General features: G+C 68.7%; 16 protein-coding genes and 1 pseudogene. 3 read left to right on the top strand and 14 right to left on the bottom strand.

The window, feature by feature from the left end; translation table 11 throughout:
• Window positions 1-10: 10 nt before the first annotated feature.
• The gene (gene alr / locus ACSFBC_RS20665) at window positions 11-1,117 is read right to left on the bottom strand and encodes an alanine racemase (RefSeq protein ID WP_435512220.1); all 1,107 of its coding nucleotides are present in this window, start codon (window positions 1,115-1,117) and stop codon (window positions 11-13) included.
• A gap of 176 nt (window positions 1,118-1,293) precedes the next feature.
• Here alr and lplT point away from each other — a divergent pair, with 176 nt between their 5' ends.
• Complete coding sequence (gene lplT, locus ACSFBC_RS20660) at window positions 1,294-2,598, top strand: lysophospholipid transporter LplT (protein WP_435512219.1); 1,305 nt, start codon at window positions 1,294-1,296, stop codon at window positions 2,596-2,598.
• Between the two features lie 31 nt (window positions 2,599-2,629).
• On the top strand, window positions 2,630-3,115 hold the full coding sequence (locus ACSFBC_RS20655; RefSeq protein ID WP_435512218.1) for a glutathione peroxidase: 486 nt from the start codon (window positions 2,630-2,632) through the stop codon (window positions 3,113-3,115).
• Window positions 3,116-3,131: 16 nt separating this feature from the next.
• Here ACSFBC_RS20655 and ACSFBC_RS20650 read toward each other — a convergent pair whose 3' ends face one another.
• From ACSFBC_RS20650 to ACSFBC_RS20595, 12 genes and pseudogenes are all read right to left on the bottom strand, one after another.
• Window positions 3,132-3,563 (bottom strand): carboxypeptidase regulatory-like domain-containing protein, encoded by a 432-nt coding sequence (locus ACSFBC_RS20650; protein ID WP_435512217.1) that lies wholly within the window; start codon window positions 3,561-3,563, stop codon window positions 3,132-3,134.
• Window positions 3,564-3,839: 276 nt separating this feature from the next.
• A complete protein-coding gene (locus tag ACSFBC_RS20645) occupies window positions 3,840-6,899 on the bottom strand; it encodes a YadA-like family protein (protein WP_435512253.1) in 3,060 nt (1,019 codons plus the stop codon).
• 42 nt (window positions 6,900-6,941) lie between these two features.
• Window positions 6,942-7,067 (bottom strand): annotated as a pseudogene (locus tag ACSFBC_RS20640) (ESPR domain-containing protein); the annotation flags it as partial.
• A 474-nt stretch (window positions 7,068-7,541) separates the two neighbouring features.
• Window positions 7,542-8,354: a hypothetical protein gene (locus ACSFBC_RS20635; RefSeq protein ID WP_435512216.1), complete on the bottom strand. Its 813-nt coding sequence runs from the start codon at window positions 8,352-8,354 to the stop codon at window positions 7,542-7,544.
• Window positions 8,355-8,572: 218 nt separating this feature from the next.
• On the bottom strand, window positions 8,573-9,454 hold the full coding sequence (locus ACSFBC_RS20630; RefSeq protein ID WP_435512215.1) for a LysR family transcriptional regulator: 882 nt from the start codon (window positions 9,452-9,454) through the stop codon (window positions 8,573-8,575).
• 139 nt (window positions 9,455-9,593) lie between these two features.
• A complete protein-coding gene (gene glcF / locus ACSFBC_RS20625; protein WP_435512214.1) occupies window positions 9,594-10,832 on the bottom strand; it encodes a glycolate oxidase subunit GlcF in 1,239 nt (412 codons plus the stop codon).
• 39 nt (window positions 10,833-10,871) lie between these two features.
• Window positions 10,872-11,675 (bottom strand): YoaK family protein, encoded by an 804-nt coding sequence (locus ACSFBC_RS20620; RefSeq protein WP_435512213.1) that lies wholly within the window; start codon window positions 11,673-11,675, stop codon window positions 10,872-10,874.
• 10 nt (window positions 11,676-11,685) lie between these two features.
• The gene (gene glcE / locus ACSFBC_RS20615; RefSeq protein WP_435512212.1) at window positions 11,686-12,798 is read right to left on the bottom strand and encodes a glycolate oxidase subunit GlcE; all 1,113 of its coding nucleotides are present in this window, start codon (window positions 12,796-12,798) and stop codon (window positions 11,686-11,688) included.
• Between the two features lie 40 nt (window positions 12,799-12,838).
• Entirely contained in the window at window positions 12,839-13,762 is a 924-nt protein-coding gene (locus tag ACSFBC_RS20610) for an SMP-30/gluconolactonase/LRE family protein (RefSeq protein WP_435512211.1), read from the bottom strand.
• A 218-nt stretch (window positions 13,763-13,980) separates the two neighbouring features.
• Window positions 13,981-15,408: an ammonium transporter gene (locus ACSFBC_RS20605; RefSeq protein WP_435512210.1), complete on the bottom strand. Its 1,428-nt coding sequence runs from the start codon at window positions 15,406-15,408 to the stop codon at window positions 13,981-13,983.
• A gap of 34 nt (window positions 15,409-15,442) precedes the next feature.
• Entirely contained in the window at window positions 15,443-15,781 is a 339-nt protein-coding gene (gene glnK / locus ACSFBC_RS20600) for a P-II family nitrogen regulator (protein WP_140844855.1), read from the bottom strand.
• A gap of 57 nt (window positions 15,782-15,838) precedes the next feature.
• On the bottom strand, window positions 15,839-16,573 hold the full coding sequence (locus ACSFBC_RS20595) for a TorF family putative porin (RefSeq protein ID WP_435512209.1): 735 nt from the start codon (window positions 16,571-16,573) through the stop codon (window positions 15,839-15,841).
• Window positions 16,574-16,787: 214 nt separating this feature from the next.
• Between ACSFBC_RS20595 and ACSFBC_RS20590 the strand changes: the two genes are divergently transcribed.
• Window positions 16,788-18,317: a YifB family Mg chelatase-like AAA ATPase gene (locus tag ACSFBC_RS20590; protein ID WP_435512208.1), complete on the top strand. Its 1,530-nt coding sequence runs from the start codon at window positions 16,788-16,790 to the stop codon at window positions 18,315-18,317.
• A gap of 18 nt (window positions 18,318-18,335) precedes the next feature.
• On the opposite strand, the gene ACSFBC_RS20585 is transcribed toward ACSFBC_RS20590, so the two are convergent.
• Complete coding sequence (locus ACSFBC_RS20585) at window positions 18,336-19,520, bottom strand: fumarylacetoacetate hydrolase family protein (RefSeq protein WP_435512207.1); 1,185 nt, start codon at window positions 19,518-19,520, stop codon at window positions 18,336-18,338.
• Between the last annotated feature and the right edge of the window lie 53 nt (window positions 19,521-19,573).

Below are 19,573 nucleotides of genomic sequence, written 5' to 3'. Positions count from 1 at the left end.
GGCGCGCGCCTCAGCCCTCGTCCACCGCCACCGGCACGCGCGGCGCCACGGCGCACATCAGTTCGTAGCCCACGGTGCCCGCGGCGCGGGCCACCTCGTCGATCGGCAGCAGCGCACCGCCGCCTGCCCGGCCCCACAGCGTGACTTCGCTGCCGAAACCCGCGGGCTTGCCGGCCTTCAGCAACGGGTCGAGGTCGACCATGACCATGTCCATGCTGACGCGCCCCACCAGGCGCGTGCGCACGCCGTTCACCAGCACCGGCGTGCCGGTCGGCGCATGGCGCGGATAGCCATCGGCATAGCCGACGGCGGCGATGCCGATCGTCATCGGCGCCTCGGCCACGAAGGTCGAGCCGTAGCCCACGGCGGCACCCGTCTGCAGCGTCTGCACACCGATCAGCCGGGTCGACAGGGTCATGCCCGGTTGCAACTGCCAATGCTGCGCGTCGTGTTCGGGGAAATCGGGCGCGCTGCCGTACAGCACGATGCCCGGGCGCACCCAGTCGGCGCGGGTCTCGGGCGCGTGGCGCAGCACGGCGGCGCTGTTGGCGACCGAGCGTTCGCCGGGCAAGTCGAGCGTGGCGTGCGCGAAGGCCGCCATCGCATCGGCCACGCCGCGCGAACCGTCGGCGTCGCTGAAATGCGTCATCAGCGAGATCTCGTCGACCTGCGGCAGGGCGTTGAGCCGGGTCCAGGCCGAACGGAAGCGTTCGGGCGTGAAGCCCAGCCGGTTCATGCCAGAGTTCATCTTGAGGAACACGCGCTGCGGCACCTGCGTCTTGTGCGCAGCGAGCATGTCGATCTGCGCATCGCAATGCACCGCATGCCAGAGGTCGAGCCGCGAACACAGTTCCAGATCGCGCGCCTCGAACACACCCTCGAGCAGCAGCACCGGCCCGCGCCAACCGAGTGCGCGCACGCGCGCGGCCTCGGCGAGATCGAGCAGCGCGAAGCCGTCGGCGGCACGAAAGGCATCGAAGACCCGCTCAATTCCGTGGCCATAGGCGTCGGCCTTGACGACGGCCCAGATCCGCGCATCGAGTGCGTTGCGGCGCACGCGCGCCAGGTTGTGGCGCAGGGCGGCGGTGTGGATGGTGGCGAGGATCGGGCGGGGCACGAAAAACTGAACCTTTCTGACGCGGAGGAAACCCATGGAAACACCGAGGCGCAACGGCATCGGCGCACCATTTTGGCATCGCACCCCCATGCTATAACCGCGCATTCGCCTGTGAGCGAAGCCTTTCGTCTACCGCCCTAACCCAGTCGCCAGCCCCCTGGCCAGCCAGCCCATCGATGAAGCGCGGTTTCTACACCATCATGTCGGCCCAGTTCTTTTCGTCACTGGCCGACAACGCGCTTTTCGTGACGGCCGTCGAACTGATGCGAACCTCGGGCGCACCCGAGTGGCAGCGCGCGGCCCTGGTCCCGATCTTCACGCTGTTCTACGTGGCGCTCGCACCGCTGGTAGGCGCTTTCGCCGACGCCTTCCCCAAGGGGCGGGTGATGTTCATCAGCAATGCGATCAAGGTGGTGGGCTGCCTGATGATGCTGTTCGGCTCGCACCCGCTGCTGGCCTACGCGATCGTGGGCCTGGGGGCCGCGGCCTACTCGCCCGCCAAGTACGGCATCCTCACCGAACTGCTGCCGGCTTCGCAGCTGGTCAAGGCCAACGGCTGGATCGAAGGGCTGACCATCGCCTCGATCATCCTGGGCATCGTGCTGGGCGGCGTGCTGGTCGGCCATACGGTCTCGAGCCACCTGCTGGCGATCGACCTGCCCTTCGTCGACACCGGCATCGAGACCGCGCCCGGAGCGGCGGTCGCCGCGCTGATCTTCGTCTACATGCTGGCCGCCTGGTTCAACACCCGCATCCCGCACACCGGCGTCGAGATGCGGCCGCTGCGCGCCAACGCGCATCACAGCTTCGCGCGCAACCTGGTCGCGCTGCTGCCCGACTTCTGGCATTGCAACGCACGCCTGTGGCGCGACAAGCTGGGCCAGATCTCGCTGGCCACCACCACGCTCTTCTGGGGCGCGGGCGGCAACCTCAAGTACATCGTGCTGGCCTGGGCTTCGCTGGCACTGGGCTACAGCACCGCGCAGGCCTCGTCGCTGACCGGCGTGGTGGCCATCGGGACCGCGGTCGGCGCGGTGGTGGCCTCGATCAAGATGCGGCTCGACATGGCGACGCGCGTGATCCCGATGGGCATCGGCATGGGCCTGCTGGTGATCGGCATGAACTTCATCGACAACATCTGGGTCGCTGTGCCTTTCCTGATCCTGCTGGGCGGGCTGGGCGGTTTCCTGGTGGTGCCGATGAACGCCCTGCTGCAGCATCGCGGCCACAACCTGATGGGCGCGGGCCGCTCGATCGCGGTGCAGAACTTCAACGAGCAGGCCTGCATCCTGGTGCTCGGCGCCTTCTACAGCGCCTGCACCGGGCTGGGCCTGTCGGCCTACTCGGCGATCACGGCCTTCGGCGTGGTGGTGGCGGGCTTCATGTGGCTCATCAAGCGCTGGCACGAGAACAACCTGCGCAGGTACCCCGAAGAGGTCGAGCACCTGCTGAACATCGCGCGCAGCGACAAGCACCACTGAAGAACGCCCGCCCCCTCCAAGGAACACCACGATGACCACCGTCTACGACTTCGAAGCCCAACGCATCGACGGCCAGCCGGTGGCGCTCGGCGCCTACCGCGGCCAGGTGCTGCTGATCGTGAACACCGCGAGCCAATGCGGCTTCACGCCGCAGTTCGCCGGGCTCGAGGCGCTGCACCAGCAGTATGCGAAGCAGGGCCTGATCGTGCTGGGCTTCCCGTCGAACCAGTTCGGCTCGCAGGACCCGGGCAGCAACGAGGAGATCGGCGCCTTCTGCACCCAGAACTACGGCGTGAGCTTCCCGATGATGGAGAAGATCGACGTCAACGGCGCCCACGCGGCGCCGCTGTACCGCTGGCTCACCCAGGAGAAGCCGGGGCTGCTCGGCAGCACCGCCATCAAGTGGAACTTCACCAAGTTCCTGGTGGGCCGCGACGGCAAGGTGATCAAGCGCTACGCGCCGCTGGACAAGCCGGCGTCGCTGGCCCAGGACATCGAGAAGGCGCTCGCGGGCTGAGGCCCGGTGTCTCGCTTCAACCCTTTGTGCCGAACCGGAAATCCGCGGTCCGGCTGCCGGTGCCGACATTGACGGACTGCTGCTTCGCCTCGCCCTCCACCTCCGCGTGGACCACGTAACGGCCGGCCGGCAGGTCGATCAGGCACACCGGGCCGCCGGCCCGCAAGGCGAGCACCGGGCGGCCGTCGGCGCCCTCGATGCGCACCCGCACCTCGGCCACGTAGGCGCCGTCGGTGCGCGCGAACAGCAGCGCCAGCGGATGGTCCTTCATCGCGGCACGGAAGGCCGTCGATTCATCGAGCCCGATGCCGCCGCAGACGTAGCGCACAGCCCCCTCGCCGCGCAGGGGCGGCAAGGACCCCGTCGGCTGGGCCAGCGCGAGGGTCGAAGAAGACAAGACGGCGCAGGCCATCAGCCCACGGCGCAGATTTGATACGAGAGAAGTCATGGCGATGCTCCAACAAGAGGATGAACGCATCGCATGTTCGCCCATCGCGACCGTCCGATACGTCGGCGCACCGCGCATTCGGCCGTGCGCCGACAAGCGCCCCCATGCGCAAGGTGAAGCCTGAGCGATGCACAGCGAGGCGCCTCGATCGGCAGCGGCGCGCGGCCAAGGCGTCACCGTCGACAGATACGCCACACGCTCCAGCGGCAACGCCGGATGCAGGCAGCCATCGAATGGGGGCGGCCACGCCGATCCCGCGGTCGCACCGAAGTCCGATCACCAGACAAAGCCTGCCCCGGCACCCACACCGACCTTGCCCCGCGAGTTTGCTGTGCCGCTGAACTTCATCACCCAACGGCCGCTGTCCGACAGCTTGGACACGCCCATGGCCAACGCCGCCTCGCCGCCGAAGCCGCCCACGCCGACCGAAAGCATGCCCTTGCCCGGCACATAGGCCTGCGGCAAGTTGGCTGCAGCGAGCGCCCCGGCCGTGCCCGCGTCTGCCTGCTTGCTGATCTTGCTCAAGTCACCCTGGACCTTGTTGATCCGTGCGTCGGTGTACTCGTTGGCACTGGCCACGCCGGTGTTCAACTGGTTGACGTTGACCGCATCGGTGCCGGCCACGCCGGTGGCGACGTTGTGCACCGCGACCGGGCTGCTCGCCTGGCCACCGCCCATCGTCACGCTGGCGCGGCTCACCGTGCCATCGGGGTTCTTGTCGTACTGCACGCTGCCGTCCCTGGCCGCCTGCAGCTGACGCACGTTGACCGCATCGGTCGCCTGCGTGCCGCCGGCCACGTTGGTGACCTGCCGCTCGTTGCCGGTCGAGCCGACCGACACCGCACCCTGCGTGGAGGACACCGTGGCGTTCGAGAACAGTTCCTTCTGGCCGCTCATGCCGGCACGGTCCGCGACTGCGCCGGCACCCAGTGCCACCGAACCCGTCGCCTGCGACACGGCCTGCGGCCCGATGGCCACGCTCTCACCCCCGGCGGCCTGCGAATCCGCTGCCTTGGAGTTGCTGTGGAAGTACCGGATGCCAGCACCGCCGACGGCCATGTTGTTGATCGCCTGGTTGGTGGTGTACAGCTGGCTGCCGTTGACCGCATCGGTGCTGCCAGTCGTCAGCTGGCCCGCGGCCACGTGGGTGATCTGGCGCTCGGCGCCCGCGCTTCCTATGCTCACCACGCCAGCGGGCGTGGCGCCCGCGAAGTCGTAGGTGGTGCCCAGGATCGTGGTATTGGCCACGGCCACTGCAACGCTCGTGGTCGAGCCGTTGCCCAGCGCCACGCTGTTGGCGGTGCTCGCACTCGCGCCCGTGCCGATGGCCACGCTGTTGTTTCCCGTGGCCGACGAGCCGGACCCAACCGCCGTGCTTTCGGCGCCCGTGGCCGAAGGCGCGACGTAGCTCGCGGTCTGCGAACCTGCGACCCATTTGCTGGCCGACGCCACCGCATTGGCGTTCACCGCCTTGAGCTGCGCCACGTTGACCGCATCGCTGTCGGCCGAACCGGCTGCCACGCCCGTGATCTGGCGGAAGATGTCATTGGCGGCATCACCCACCGACACCGCGCTGCGCGTGCCGGTGGTGGCGTTGATCGCTGCCACCTGCGCGGCAGTGGCGGGCGGCGCGGCGTAGCCCACCACGCCCGCCGCCCGGTTCCCCGCCGAGCCGCTGCCGAGCACCACAGCGCCGTCGAAGCCGGCTGCAATCATCACGTTGTTGCCCAGCACGAAGGCATTGTTGGCGCTGACGGTGTTGTTGTTGCCGAAGGCATAGGAGCCCGAACCGGCGACGTTGTTCGGGTCGCCGAAGGCGCCCGAGTTTTTGCCCGAGACGATGCTGCCCGTGCCGACGCTGATACTGCTCTCTCCTGCAGCCTGAGCCCCCTGGCCAATGGCAATGGCCATCGCGCCGGTCGCCTGCGCGCCGGCCCCTGCAGCGAAGCTGCCGGCCCCGCTGGCGATGGCTTGTCCACCGATGGCCACACTGTCGTCACCGGTCGCACTGCTGTCGGCCGCGGTCGAGTTCGCGTGGAAGTACTTGATGCCCGCGCCGTTGTTCACGATGCCGTCGACCTGCGTACCGATCTTGCCCACCTCGGTGTTGGTCGCAGACAGTTGGCTGCCGTTGACTGCGTCGGTGCTGGTGTTGCCCAAGCGGCCGGCGGCCACGTTGGTGATGGTGCGTTCCGCTCCGACGCTGCCCACACTGACTGTGCTGGTCGGAGCGCTGCCGGCGAAGGTGACGGCCGTGCCGTTGATCGTCGCACCGGTCGTCTGGATCGCGGCATCCGTGGTCGAACCACTGCCCAGGGCGACATCACCCTCATTGTTGGCCACTGCGTTCGGGCCGATGGCTACGCTCTCCAAGGCAAGGGCCTGGCTGTCCTTGCCGCTCGAGTTCGCACGGAAGTATTTGATGCCGCCGCCGTCGGTGATGGTGGTCACCGTCGCGCCGACGCTGCCCAGCGCCTCGTTGGTCCGGGCCAGCTGGCTGCCGTTGACCGCATCGGTGCTGGTGTTGCTCAGCCGGCCCGCCGCGACGTTGGTGATCGTGCGCTCCGCCCCCACGCTGCCCACGCTCACCGTGCTGCCGGGTGTGGTGCCGGCGAAGGTGTAGGCGTTGCCGTTGATCGTGGCGTTCGCCGTGCCCACGGCGACAGCGGTCGTGGCGCTGTCGCCAAGGGCTACGGCGCCTGCCTGCAGAGCCTGTGCGTTGTGGCCCACCGCCGTCGAATTTTCGGAGGCGGCATTGGCCACGTAGCCCAGCGCGGTGGCGTTGGTTCCACTCGCCGTCGCATTGGGCCCCAACGCCGTGCCCGCAAAACCGCTGGCCGTGGTGTTCGGCCCCAGCGCGACCGTGCCGACGCCGGTCGCCTGCGCGTTGTCACCGAGAGCGACCGCGTCTTGACCGGTCGCCCTCGACCTCCATCCGATGGAGACAGCGGCGTTGTTGGGCACGCCGACACCCCCAGCCGCTTGCGCGTCGTTGCCGATCGCAATTTGGTTGGCGCTGGCTGTCTTCGCCGTATTGCCGATGGCCACGGCACCCGTGCCCACCGCATTGGCGCTGGTCCCCAGGGCGATGCCATTCTCCGCACCCGCCGTTGCGCCGAAACCCACTGCCGTGGCGCCGACGCCCAGGGCCTGGCTGCCCACGCCGAAGGCCGATGCGGCCTGGTTGGTCGCCGACGCACCATTGCCCACGGCCAGGGAATCCGCCCCCGAGCAGGTGGCCGTGGCCGAGAAGCTGCCGTTCGCACCGATGGCAATGCAGGTGCCCCCCGAGGTGGTGGCGCTGCCGATCGCGAACGTCTGGTTGTTGCCGGTCATCGCAGGCTGCGCCCACACGCTGCCCGCAATGCATGTCGCGCACAGCGCCAGGCCTGCGGAAACAGCCGTGCGGGACGAGCCTTTCTTGCCGCGGCCCCGCGTCGTTTCGGCTGCAGCCACCCAGGCCCCTGAGCACCGGTTCCAGATCGATTTGAAGCAATGGTTCATTGATAGGCTCCCTGTTGTGTAAACAAAAAATCTGTTTCACCCACAGGTGTTCCCAGATTCAAGGGAGTGATTACAAATGCCACGCTGTCCCGCATGTCACTTTCGCGACGATTCAAATTTCACGATTCGTGAACTAATTTACTGATTTGAATATTTTTTTGCACGAAATATCACATTTCCCGTCTCCAATGTGCTTGGAAAATGTGAACAAAAGGTTAATTTCGCAGGTCCAGCAAACAGGGCTGCTTGCGATGCCGAGCGACGAGCCGCCAGGGGTGATCGAGTGAAGAGTTTTCGAATGCCTGCGAAAACTCATGAGGCTTGGGCGCCGAGAGGCCGTGCTATTTCGAGCGCTCCGGCCGAAGGCGCGGGCGGCACCGACCACCCCTCACCCGAATGGCAAGGAGGAGATGCAGGGAACATGAGCAGCGATCGCGTCGCTCGACGCGCCGGACGCTCCGCGTGCTGCTTCGATCAAAGGACTGTCGATGCGCTCCGATGGAGGCCTTGAACCGAGGGCGCACGAATAGCCGTGCCTGGCACGAGAGGACGCGGCTTGGAAGCATTGAGCCCTGGTGCGATCGCCGCGAGCCGGACCGCACCCTCCTCCAGCGACTGGATCTGCCACGCCGCGGGCGTCTGCAGGTTCAGCAGTTGCCGCAGACGACTCACGGCATCCTGCAGCGAGACCGCGGAAATCGCGCGCGACGGGGGCGCCAGCATCGTGTTCAACCAGCGTCGCGACAGCGTCCGCCCCACGTTGTGGAACAGTTCGAGCGCCAGTTCGAAATGGAAGAGCGAGAGTGACATCGGTGCGGCCTCGCCGATCTGGAGCGTCCGGGCAGCAGGCCGAAAGCGGAATTCACCCCAGCTCAACAGCGTGTCCTGCGGATGGGGGCCATGCGCCCACATGAAGTCCGTGAGTTCGAGGTACAGGTCGGCGAACCGGGGCTGCAGCGCAATCACATGATCGGCAGCGATCGCGGGTGCCTGCGCCACGCGCCGAACGACCACGGGCTTGACGGCCAGCAACAGGGGCAGGGTGTCGCCCAGGCAGGCGCGCACGTCCCGCACCGTGCGTTCGATGTCCTCGTCGCCGAACGCACAACCCAGATAGGCCATGGCGAAGGGCCGCGCCGTGGGGTCGACCTCCTGCATTTCCTCGATGCTGGCAAACACGTAGGGCGCGTGGCCCGTCGCCCGGACCACGCGGCGCGCATGCTCGCGGCCACGCAGATCGGGTTCGAGGATCGCGATGCGCTGCCGCCGGAAAAGCTTGGATGGCATAGGGAACTCCTGCGCAGCCCGGGCCTCCTCGGACCCGCTGCCGCAAGGCTGCATGACAGATGGCGCGGCATGCTCAGACTTTAGTTTTAGCCTCCGCACGGCGTTAGTCGGATACGGAACTGCCGATATGCAATTCGTGCAGAGACAGAACCCGCCCGTGCCGGTTGTGCCTCAATCGCTCCGGCACGGTCGGGGCGCCCCGCCCAGGACGCACGCCCCTACCAGCGCGGCGTGCGGTAGTGCTCGGCGGCGTAGTCGACCAGCGCGCGCACCTTGGGCGACAGGTGACGGCTTTGCGGGTACAGCGCGCTCAGCGTCAGGGGCGGTTGCCGGTAGTCGCCGAGCACGCGCACCAGCTCGCCGCGCGCGACCTCCCGGTGCACCAGGAAGGCCGGCGACAACGCCAGGCCCAGGCCGGCCATGGCCGCTGCACGCAAGGCGATGCCGCTGTTGGCTTGCAGGCTGCCGCGGACCGTCACGCTGTGCCCGCCGCCGTCGGGCCCGATGAAATGGGGCTGGGTCGCCTTCTGCATCAGGGAATAAACCAGGCAGTTGTGTGCTGCCAGGTCGGCGGGCAGCTGTGGCGTGCCGTGCCGCTGCAGATAGCCGGGCGTGGCGACCCACCACTCGTCGCAGACCGCGAGGCGTTTCACCACCAGCGTCGAGTCGGACAGCTGGTAGGCCAGGCGCAACGCCACGTCGAAGCCTTCCTCGATCAGGTCGACGAAGCGATCGTTGCAGACCAGGTCCACCGAGACGCCGGGATGGGCTGCCAGGAACGCGGGCAGCCAGAGCGAGAGCTCCTCGAGCCCGAAGGACATCGGTGCATTGATGCGCAGCACCCCCGACGGTTTGCCCTGGTGCTGCGTGACCGCGAACGCCGCCTGCTCGAGCTGGTCGAGGATCTGCTGGCTGTGGGCGTAATAGGTCTGACCCGCTTCGGTGAGCGCGAAGCGGCGCGTCGTGCGGTTGAGCAGCTGGACGCCCAGCAGGGCTTCGAGTTGCTGCACCTGGCGCGAGACGGCCGTATGGGAGATTTGCAGTTGCGCCGCCGCCGCGGAGAAACCCTGGGTCTCCACCACGGCGCGAAAAGACTTCATTGCGGCGAGTTGGTCCATCCGCTCATTCTCACGGACTTCATCCGCGCGGCGCGCGAATGATGACGCGCTTCAATTCGATGGCGGCTTGTTTGTGCCGATTCGTCCGCCGTGATGCCATGTGGCAACTTTCATCGAATTGTTAATTACGCACCGTGGGCGCCAACGCCTGATCCAACAATTCGATCCAGTGGCGCACCGGCGCCGTGGTGCCGCTTTGCAAATGCGTGATGCAGCCGATGTTGGCCGATGCGATGACGCTGGGCTGCAATTGCTGCAGGTGCCCGAGTTTCCGGTCGCGCAATGGACAGGCCAATTCGGGCTGCAGCACCGAATAGGTCCCGGCCGAACCGCAGCACAGGTTCGACTCGACCTTGGCGACCTGCACATCGAAGCCGAGGGCGCGCAGAGGGACCTCGACGCCGCCGCGCAGCTTCTGGCCGTGCTGCAGCGTGCAGGGCGGGTGGTAGGCGACCACGCCCTGCGGCGCCTTCACGCGGGGCTTGAGCACCGGCACGAGTTCGGGCAGAAGCTCGCTCAGGTCGCGCGTGAGCGCACTGATGCGCGCGGCCTTGTCCGCATAGGCCGGGTCGTCGCGCAGCAGGTGGCCGTACTCGCGCACCGTGACGCCGCAACCCGAGGCATTCATCACGATCGCCTCGACCGCGCCGCTGTCGACCTGCGGCCACCAGGCATCGATGTTGGCGCGCATCTGCGCCTTGCCGCCCTCCTGGTCGTTGAGATGGAACCTCACCGCGCCGCAGCAGCCCGCCTTCGGCGCGACAACCGTCTCGATGCCGGCGACGTCGAGCACGCGCGCGGTCGCGCTGTTGATGTTGGGCATCATCGACGGCTGCACGCAGCCCGCGAGCATCAGCACCTTGCGCGCATGCGTGCGCGTCGGCCAGGTCCCGGCGTCCTGCTTCGCGGGCACCTTGGCCTTCAACGCTTCCGGCAGCAGGCCACGCACCGATTGGCCCAGCTTCATCGCCGGCCCGAACAGCGGCGACGGCAGCGCCTCCTTCAGCAGCCAGCGCGTGGCCGATTCGAGCGCCGGCCGCGGCACCTTCTCGTCGACGATCTTGCGGCCGATGTCGACCAGGTGGCCGTACTGCACGCCGCTGGGGCAGGTGGTTTCGCAGTTGCGGCAGGTCAGGCAGCGGTCGAGATGCAGTTGCGTGCTGCGCGTGGGCGCCTTGCCCTCGAGCACCTGCTTGATCAGGTAGATGCGCCCGCGCGGCCCGTCGAGTTCGTCGCCGAGCAATTGATAGGTCGGGCAGGTCGCGGTGCAGAAACCGCAGTGCACGCACTTGCGCAGAATGGCTTCGGCCTCGCGGCCGTCGGCACTGTCCTTGAATTCGGGGGCGAGTTCTGTTTGCATGGGGAGGCTTGTCTTGTTCTTCTCGGGATTGTCGGGCGGCTAGACCGAGGGAGGTGCACCGCGTCGGAAGCGACGTGTGACCGAGGCCAGCAGCATCTGGAGGTAGGCCGAGCGCCGCAGGTCGCGCCGGAACGGCGGCAGCGACAGCGCGAGCAGCAGCGAGGCCAGCGGCACGACCCAGACGAAGCCCACGTACTTGAAACCCGCCGCGCCCACCACGCCGCCCGCGATGAACATGGCCAGCAGGCCGCCATAGAAGCGCAATGCCGCGCGATTGGCCTGCACACGCTGCGCGGGCGGCGTGCCGGGCGCGTTGCGGTAGACCAGCCGGCCGAGTTCGAGGCCCAGGTCGGTGATGTGACCGGTCATGTGCGTGGTGCGCATCTTGCCGTGCGACATGCTCGAGCTCAGGCCGTTCTGCAGGCCCATGATGTAGGCCAGCAGCAGCACGGTGAGCGGCACCGCGAACACCGTCGGCCAACTCAGCGTGACCGCCCCCAGCAGGCCGAAGACCAGCAGCAATGCGGCCTCGAGCATGAGCGGCATCGCGAAGGCGCTGCGCAGATGATGTCGATGAGCCCAGTGCACGATCACCGCGGTGGACGCAGCGCCCACGACGAAGGCCAGCAACGCGCCCAGCGCCCCCAGCAGCAGCGAGACGCTGCCCAGCACCAGCCCGTCGGCCAGTTGCGAGGCGAAGCCCGACATGTGCGAGGTGTACATGTGCACCACCAGCAGCCCGCCCGCATTCACCGCGCCCGCATTGAAGGCCAGCAGCAGGCCGAACAGCCGGTCGACCGAGGCCGTGCGATGCCGGCCGGTGAGGTGGAGCAGGCGGCGCATGGCGACAGCGTCAGGACGCCGTCACGTCGCGGCGATGCAGGCGGCCGCGGTCGAACACGCCGGCCGGATCGAACTCTTGCTGCAGTGCCTCGTGGATGCGCATGAGCGGCGCCGACGGCCGCTCGAAGCGCGCCAGCGTCGAGGCGGCCTCCGCGGCGGCACGGAACAGCGTGGCATGGCCGCCCACGGCAGCGGCCGCGGCGCGCAGCCGAACCCCGTCGGCAGGTGCGGCGCGGTACCAGCGCTGGCCGCCGTGCCACTCGACCAGCGGCGCACCGCCAACGTCGAGCACGGGCGCGGTCTGCGGCACCGACAGGCGCCACAGGTCGTGCACGCCGCGCGCCTCGGCGAACCATGGCAGGCGCTGGTCGCGACAGGCGATCCAGTCGGCCGGCGCATCGGGCTGGCGCTCACCGCCCAGTTGCGCGCAGGCCGCATCGACCGCCGCGACCGCACCGCGCAGTCGCAGGTACAGCAGGCCGCGGCCTTCGTCTTCCACCCAGCAGCTGGCGTTGAGCGGCAGCGGCCGGCCGCCCCAACCGTTGAGCAGATCGAGCGCCTCGGCCTGCTCGCATTCGAAGCGCAGCGTGGCTTCGGCCGGCGCCACCGGCAGCACCTTGAGGCTGACCTCGGCGATCAGTCCGAGCACGCCCAGCGAGCCGGCCAGCACACGCGAGACGTCGTAGCCGGCCACGTTCTTCATCACCTGGCCGCCGAAGCTCAGCACCTCGCCGCGGCCGTTGACCAGGGTGGCGCCCAGCACGTAGTCACGCACCGCGCCGACGCTGGCGCGGGCCGGCCCCGAGAGCCCGGCGGCCACCATGCCGCCGACGGTGCCACCCTGCACTTCTCCGTCGAAATGCGGCGGCTCGAAGGGCAGGCACTGGCCCTGTTCGGCCAGCACGGCTTCGAGCTCGGCCAGCGGGGTGCCGGCACGCACCGTGACCACCAGCTCGCTGGGCTCGTAGCTGCGGATGCCCGCCAGCGCGCGGGTGTCGAGCACCTCGCCTTGCGCCGGCTCGCCGTAGAAGTCCTTGGTGCCGCCGCCTCGGATGCGCAGCGGTGTGGCGTTGCCATGGGCAGCGCGGATGCGCTCGACGATCGTTTGAAGCTCGGAATCCATGCGGTCGATGGTACCGCCAGGGGTCGGGCTTCGGCGCGCGTCAGTCCTCGAAGAAGTGCACCGGCAGACCCGGCGTCGCGACGCGGGTGGAGAACACGCAGCCCGAGGCCGGCAGCCGCGCGCGCTCGGCCTCGCTGCGGCCCTTGGACGCGCTGGTGACGAACAGCGTGCGCAGGTCGTCGCCGCCGAAGCAGGGCATGGTCGGGCATTGTGCGGGCAATGCGATGGCCTCGAGCCGTTGGCCCGCGGGATCGAGGTGCACGACCTGCGCGCCTTCGAACATCGCAACCCAGTAATGGCCCGCCGCGTCGACGGTCGCGCCGTCGGGCCGGCCGTCGTAGTGCTGCGCGGACTCGGAAGTCCACCCCGCGGGCTTGGCGTCGAAGCGCGCGAACACGCGCGGGTTCGACATCGTGTTGGCCTCCATCGCCCAATCCCAGGCCTTCACCGCGTGCGAGGGCGTGTCGGCCCAGTAGAGCGTGCGCGCATCGGGCGAGAAGCCCAGGCCGTTGGCGGTGGTGGCCTCGTTCGCCATCCGCGTGAGCACCGGCGTGCGACCGCCGCGCGCATCGAGGCAGTAGAGCGCGGCGCTGGGCCCGTCCTTGGCCTCGTTCACGGTGCCGGCCCAGAAACGGCCGAGCGCATCGCACTTGCCGTCGTTGAAGCGCAACGTGCGGGTGTCGTAATCGGCGCGCGCCAGCAGCACCAGCGCGCCGCCCCAGGTCTTCGCACGGTAGATGCCGTCGCGCAGCGCCAGCACCAGGCCGCCGCTGCGCGCGGGCGCGATGCAGCCCGGCTCGCTGGGCAGCTGCCAGCGCTCGACCGTCGCCGTCGCGCCCTCGCCGCGCGTGCGCAGCACCTCGCGCGCCACGATGTCGATCCAGTACAGCGCGCGCTCCTGCGGGTGCCAGAACGGGGATTCGCCGAGCTGGCAGAGGCTGTGTTCAAGGGGTGTCCAGTTCATCGCATCGATTGTGCGGTGCACCCGTGCTCCGGACAAAAAAAAGCCCGCGACGCCGAAGCGCTGCGGGCTGAACATCCGAGGAGACCTTGCTTGAAAACTCGTTCGTTCTTTCGTCCCTTCCAGGAACACCGCGGAACCGGCTTTGCCGGGCCGCAGGTGTTGCCCCCTTGAGGGGGAAGGGCCAGGCGACACGCAGTGCGCCTGGACCCTCGGGGGTGTTACCTGTTATATGCCGTTTCACCATGCGAGGAGATGTCGAGGCCTTCGCGCTCTTCTTCTTCCGTCACACGCAGGCCGACGACCAGGTCGGCGATCTTGAAGGCGATGAAGGCCACCACGCCGGACCACACGATCGTGAACACCACGCTCTTGAGCTGCACCCAGACCTGCGCGCCCATCGAGAAGGTGTCGGGGGTCAGACCACCCGTGCCGCCCAGGCTCTGCGAAGCGAACACACCGGTCAGGATGGCACCCAGGATGCCGCCCACGCCGTGCACGCCGAACACGTCGAACGCGTCGTCGGCGCCGAGCATGCGCTTGAGGCCGCTCACACCCCACAGGCAGACCAGGCCGGCCAGCAGGCCCAGCACGATCGAACCCATCGGGCCGACGAAGCCGGCAGCCGGCGTCACGGCGACCAGGCCGGCGACGGCACCCGAAGCGGCGCCCAGCATCGAGGCCTTGCCCTTGTGCATGCTCTCGCCCAGGATCCACGACAGCGTCGCGGCGGCGGTGGCCAGCACCGTGTTGATGAAGGCCAGGCCGGCCGCGCCGTTGGCGGCACCCGCCGAGCCGGCGTTGAAGCCGAACCAGCCCACCCACAGCAGCGAGGCACCGACCATGGTCAGCGTCAGCGAGTGCGGCGTGAAGGCTTCCTTGCCGTAGCCCAGGCGCTTGCCGACCATGTAGGCACCGACCAGACCGGCGATACCGGCGTTGATGTGCACCACGGTACCGCCGGCGAAGTCGAGCGCGCCGTCCTTGGCCAGCAGGCCGCCGCCCCAGACGATGTGCGCCATCGGCAGGTAGCTGAAGGTGAACCAGATCACGGCGAACAGCAGCACGGCCGAGAACTTGGCGCGTTCGGCAAAAGCGCCCACGATCAGCGCCACGGTGATGGCGGCGAAGGTGCCCTGGAACGCGATGAACACGTGCTCGGGAATCGTCGTCAGCGCGCCGAAGGTCTCGGTGGTGACGCCTTTCAGGAAGATCTTGTCCAGACCGCCGATGAAGTTGCCGTCACCCGAGAACGCCAGGCTGTAGCCGTAGATGGCCCACAGGATGCTGATCAGCGAGAAGATGACGAACACCTGCATCAGCACCGACAGCATGTTCTTCGAGCGGCCCAGGCCGCCGTAGAACAGCGCGAGGCCGGGGATGGTCATCAGGATGACCAGCAGGGTCGAGGTCAGCATCCAGGCGGTGTCGCCGGAATCGACCTTGGGTGCGGGGGCAGCAGCCGGCGCAGCGGCGGCGGGTGCGGCCGCTGCAGGTGCGGCGGCGGCCGCGGCTTCGGGCGTAGCCGGTGCGGCCGCAGCGGCAGGCGCCGACGCCGCGGGTTCAGCCGCCGGTGTTTGCGCGAAACCGGAGACACCGGCCGTGAGCACGCTCAAGCCGAGCGCCAGTGAGACAAGCAGTTTTTTCATGTCGATTGTTCTTTCGTGCCGTGATGCGCTGGAATCAGAGGGCCTCGCGGCCGGTTTCGCCGGTGCGGATGCGCACGACCTGCTCCAGGTTGTAGACAAAGATCTTCCCGTCGCCGATCTTGCCGGTGCGCGCCGCGCCCTCCACGGCCTCGATCACGCGCTCGACCAATTCGTCGGCCACGGCCGCTTCGATCTTGACCTTGGGCAGGAAGTCGACGACGTACTCGGCGCCGCGATAGAGCTCGGTGTGGCCCTTCTGGCGGCCGAAGCCCTTGACTTCCGTCACGGTGATGCCCTGCACACCGATCGTCGAGAGGGCTTCACGCACCTCGTCGAGCTTGAATGGTTTGATGATGGCTGTGACCAGCTTCATGGAATTTCTCCTGGAGATGAAAGGGGTGGCGCGGCAGCATGGGCCGCGCCTTGTTCTTTAGAGCGTCTTGCTGAGCGTGACGATGGCGCGCGCCTTGTTCACGTCGCCGAAGAAGGCCTTCTTGTTGGCGCCCTGCACACCGCCGTAGAGGGCCACGCCGCTGCCGAAGTCGTACGACACGCCCACCGCGTAGTCGACGTAGTTGGGCACGCCCAGGTCCTTGATGTCGCTGGCGAAGCGGGTGTAGCCGACGTTGGCCTTGAGCGTCAGCGACGGCGCCACTTCCTGGGCGAAGGCGAGGTTCAGGTAGCCGGTGTTCTGGCCCTTGAGGCCCGAACCCGCGTTCTCGCCGGCCCAGCCGAAGTAGTCCTTCGAGATGGTGTGCGAGTACTTCAGCGTCAGCGGGCCGACGCTGCCGGCGGCGTAGAGCTCGGTCGTGTTGCCGTTCCTGTTGCCCGGGTAGATGTAGGTCAGGGCGCCCAGGTCCCAGCCGATGCCGCCGGCCGCGAACTTGTAGCCGCCGTACAGATCGCTCTCGATGCTGTTGCCCGGCAGCCAGTCGACGCTGGAGTTCCAGTTGCCCACGTACCAGCCGGTCTCGCCGAAGGCGTAGTCGAAGCCACCCTGGATCGCCGGTTTGACGGCCTTGCTCTTGCTCGAATCCTGGTCCTGGCCGCGGAACTTGTAGTTGCTGGTCAGGGCGACGTTGGCCGTGAGCTGGGCGCTGGCGAACATCGGCAGGGAAGCGAGAGCGACCACGGCCAGGGCCTGGGCGGTTTTACGGTGCATCATCGAATGGCTCCTCGGGGATTGGAAGGTAGGGGGGAACCTTCTCAAAGCAGGGAGCGTGCCAAATGCGCCAGACCGACTGTCACCGGAGCTGGCCATCGGGGAGAAAGACCGTTGCGCCGCGTTACCGGCGTGTTTCAAATCAAGGCCGCGCACCAATGTGAGGTTTGCCCGAACAAGCCCTCCATCGCGCACCATGTTGGGGAAAGGGAGAGGAATGAGTCTGTCTTTGGTGCAAAGCCGTGCCCTGCTGGGGCTCGAAGCGGCCAGCGTCACCGTCGAGGTGCATCTCGCCAACGGCCTGCCCAGCTTCACGCTGGTCGGTCTGGCCGAAGTCGAGGTCAAGGAGGCACGCGAGCGCGTGCGCTCCGCGATCCAGAACGCCGGCCTGGAATTTCCCCACAACAAGCGCATCACGGTCAACCTCGCGCCCGCCGACCTGCCCAAGGACTCGGGCCGCTTCGACCTGCCGATCGCGCTCGGCATCCTGGCGGCCAGCGGCCAGATCGACGCGGCCCGGCTGGCCGGCCACGAGTTCGCGGGCGAGCTCTCGCTGTCGGGCCATCTGCGGCCGGTGCGCGGCGCGCTGGCCATGGCGCTGGCGCTGCACACGCGCGGCGTGGCCACTCGGCTGGTCCTGCCCGCCGACAGTGCGCAGGAGGCCGCGCTGGTGCCCGGCGCCGAGGTCTATGGCGCGCAGCACCTGCTCGACGTGGTCGGCCAGTTCCTGCCGCAGGCCGAAGGCGCAGTCGAAGCACCGGCCGCCGAAGGCTGGGCGCGCGTCCATGCGCAGCTGGGCGTGCCGGCTGCGCCCGGGCCCGACCTGGCCGACGTCAAGGGCCATGCGGGCATCAAGCGCGCCCTCGAGATCGCGGCGGCCGGCCAGCACGGCCTGCTGATGGTGGGCCCGCCGGGCTCGGGCAAGTCGATGCTGGCCCAGCGCTTCGCCGGGCTGCTGCCGCCGATGACGGTCGACGAGGCGCTCGAGAGCGCGGCCATCGCCAGCCTCGGTGGCCGCTTCGCGATCGAAGGCTGGATGTGCCGCCCGACCGCGAGCCCGCACCACACGGCCAGCGCGGTGGCGCTGGTGGGCGGCGGTTCGCCGCCGCGGCCGGGCGAGATCTCGCTCGCGCACCAGGGCGTGCTCTTTCTCGACGAATTTCCCGAGTTCGCACGCGCGGCGCTCGAGGCGCTGCGCGAGCCGCTCGAGACCGGCACCATCACCATCGCGCGGGCCGCACGGCGCGCCGAGTTCCCGGCGCGCTTTCAGCTGATCGCCGCGATGAACCCCTGCCCTTGCGGTTTTCTGGGCTCGGCCCTCAAGGCCTGTCGCTGCACCCCCGAGCAGGTGGCGCGCTACCAGGGCAAGCTCAGCGGGCCCCTGCTCGACCGCATCGACCTGCACGTCGAGGTGCCGGCCGTCGCGCCGCAGCAGTTGCTCGATGCGGCGCCGGGCGAGTCGACCGCGGCCATCCGCGAACGCGTCGTCGCCGCACGCCAGCGCGCGATGGCGCGCCAAGGCACGCCGAACCAGGCCCTGCAGGGCACCGCCATCGACCGCCATGCGGCGCTGGCCGCCGACGGGCTGCAACTGCTCTACGCGGCGTCGAACCGGTTGGGCTGGTCGGCCCGCAGCACGCACCGCGCGCTCAAGGTCGCGCGCACCATCGCCGACCTGGCCGGCGCCGAGGCGGTACAGCCCGCGCACGTGGCCGAGGCCGTGCAGTACCGGCGCGCGCTGCGCTGAGCGCGCCTGCCGCCGTTCTTAAAGCAGCCCGCGCTTGGCCAGGTTGCGCATCAGCGCCGTGATGCCGAAGGTCCAGCGCGGCGCCTGGTCGGCGTGCACCACGCGGTTGACCAGCGCGCCGAGCTCCGGCGCCGAGATGGTGACCTGGTCGCCCACCACGTGCGTGAAGCCCTGGCCCGGACCATGGCGGTCCTGCGTGGGCGCGAACATCGTGCCCAGGAACAGCATCAGGCCGTCGGGATAGTCGTGGTGCTCGCCGATGGCCTGGCCGACCAGGTCGAGCGGGTCGCGGCTGATCTTGGCCAGCGAACTCGATCCTTCGAGCGTGAAGCCCTCCGGGCCCTTGACCTTGAGCGCCACCGTGATGCGGCGCACCTCGTCGATGCCGAAGCCGGCGTCGAACAGCCGGATGAAGGGGCCGATCGCGCACGAGGCGTTGTTGTCCTTGGCCTTGCCCAGCAGCAGCGCGCTGCGGCCTTCGAAGTCGCGCAGATTCACGTCGTTGCCCAGCGCCGCGCCCAGCGTCTGGCCGCGGCTGTTGACGGCAAGCACCACCTCGGGCTCGGGGTTGTTCCAGACCGAACCCGAATGGATGCCGACGTCGGCGCCCGTGCCCACGGCCGCGAGCACCGGGGCCTTGGTGAAGATCTCGGCGTCGGGGCCGATGCCCACTTCGAGGTACTGCGACCACACGCCCTGCGCGATCAGCACCTCCTTCACGCGCGCGGCCTCGGGCGAGCCCGGCACGATGCCCGCGAGGTTGTCGCCGAGCACGCTGCCCAGCGCCTGGCGCGTGGCTTCGGCGCGCGAGGCGTCGCCGCGGGCCTGTTCCTCGATCACGCGTTCGAGCAGGCTCTCGACGAAGGTCACGCCGCTGGCCTTGACGGCCTGCAGGTCGCAGGGCGCGAGCAGCCAGGGCTGCGTCACATCGCGGGCGCTCTCGTCGCCGTTGGCGATCACCGCATCGAGCGCGGCGATGCGCGGCGCGATGCCGTCTTCCAGCGCCGCGCGCACCGCGACGGCCGGGGCATCGCCTTCGAGCAGCTGGCTCATGGTGGGCGCCACGCGCGACAGATCGTGCAGATGGTCGCCATGCACCGCGACCAGCACCGGCCCGACGTCGGGCAGCCAGATCCGGCCGACCAGCGTGGCGGTCGCGGCGTCGCTGGGAAGGGCGGAAGCAATGTCGAGGGCAAGGGGCATGGTGTGTCTCTGAAACTTGGAATGGAAGAACGCAACGCGCGCGGGTGCGGGCC

This window comes from Variovorax frigidus, from assembly GCF_051216515.1.
Lineage (GTDB): Bacteria > Pseudomonadota > Gammaproteobacteria > Burkholderiales > Burkholderiaceae_C > Variovorax.
The sequence above is the reverse complement of the archived record's forward strand: the minus strand, read 5'-3'. Positions and strand labels throughout refer to the sequence as shown.

Coding starts and splice junctions, on each gene's coding strand:
- lplT (WP_435512219.1), top strand. CDS start 1,294: ATGAAGCGCGGTTTCTACACCATCATGTCGGCCCAGTTCTTTTCGTCA.
- ACSFBC_RS20655 (WP_435512218.1), top strand. CDS start 2,630: ATGACCACCGTCTACGACTTCGAAGCCCAACGCATCGACGGCCAGCCG.
- ACSFBC_RS20650 (WP_435512217.1), bottom strand. CDS start 3,563: ATGACTTCTCTCGTATCAAATCTGCGCCGTGGGCTGATGGCCTGCGCC.
- ACSFBC_RS20645 (WP_435512253.1), bottom strand. CDS start 6,899: ATGACCGGCAACAACCAGACGTTCGCGATCGGCAGCGCCACCACCTCG.
- ACSFBC_RS20635 (WP_435512216.1), bottom strand. CDS start 8,354: ATGCCATCCAAGCTTTTCCGGCGGCAGCGCATCGCGATCCTCGAACCC.
- ACSFBC_RS20630 (WP_435512215.1), bottom strand. CDS start 9,454: ATGAAGTCTTTTCGCGCCGTGGTGGAGACCCAGGGTTTCTCCGCGGCG.
- glcF (WP_435512214.1), bottom strand. CDS start 10,832: ATGCAAACAGAACTCGCCCCCGAATTCAAGGACAGTGCCGACGGCCGC.
- ACSFBC_RS20620 (WP_435512213.1), bottom strand. CDS start 11,675: ATGCGCCGCCTGCTCCACCTCACCGGCCGGCATCGCACGGCCTCGGTC.
- glcE (WP_435512212.1), bottom strand. CDS start 12,798: ATGGATTCCGAGCTTCAAACGATCGTCGAGCGCATCCGCGCTGCCCAT.
- ACSFBC_RS20610 (WP_435512211.1), bottom strand. CDS start 13,762: ATGAACTGGACACCCCTTGAACACAGCCTCTGCCAGCTCGGCGAATCC.
- ACSFBC_RS20605 (WP_435512210.1), bottom strand. CDS start 15,408: ATGAAAAAACTGCTTGTCTCACTGGCGCTCGGCTTGAGCGTGCTCACG.
- glnK (WP_140844855.1), bottom strand. CDS start 15,781: ATGAAGCTGGTCACAGCCATCATCAAACCATTCAAGCTCGACGAGGTG.
- ACSFBC_RS20595 (WP_435512209.1), bottom strand. CDS start 16,573: ATGATGCACCGTAAAACCGCCCAGGCCCTGGCCGTGGTCGCTCTCGCT.
- ACSFBC_RS20590 (WP_435512208.1), top strand. CDS start 16,788: ATGAGTCTGTCTTTGGTGCAAAGCCGTGCCCTGCTGGGGCTCGAAGCG.
- ACSFBC_RS20585 (WP_435512207.1), bottom strand. CDS start 19,520: ATGCCCCTTGCCCTCGACATTGCTTCCGCCCTTCCCAGCGACGCCGCG.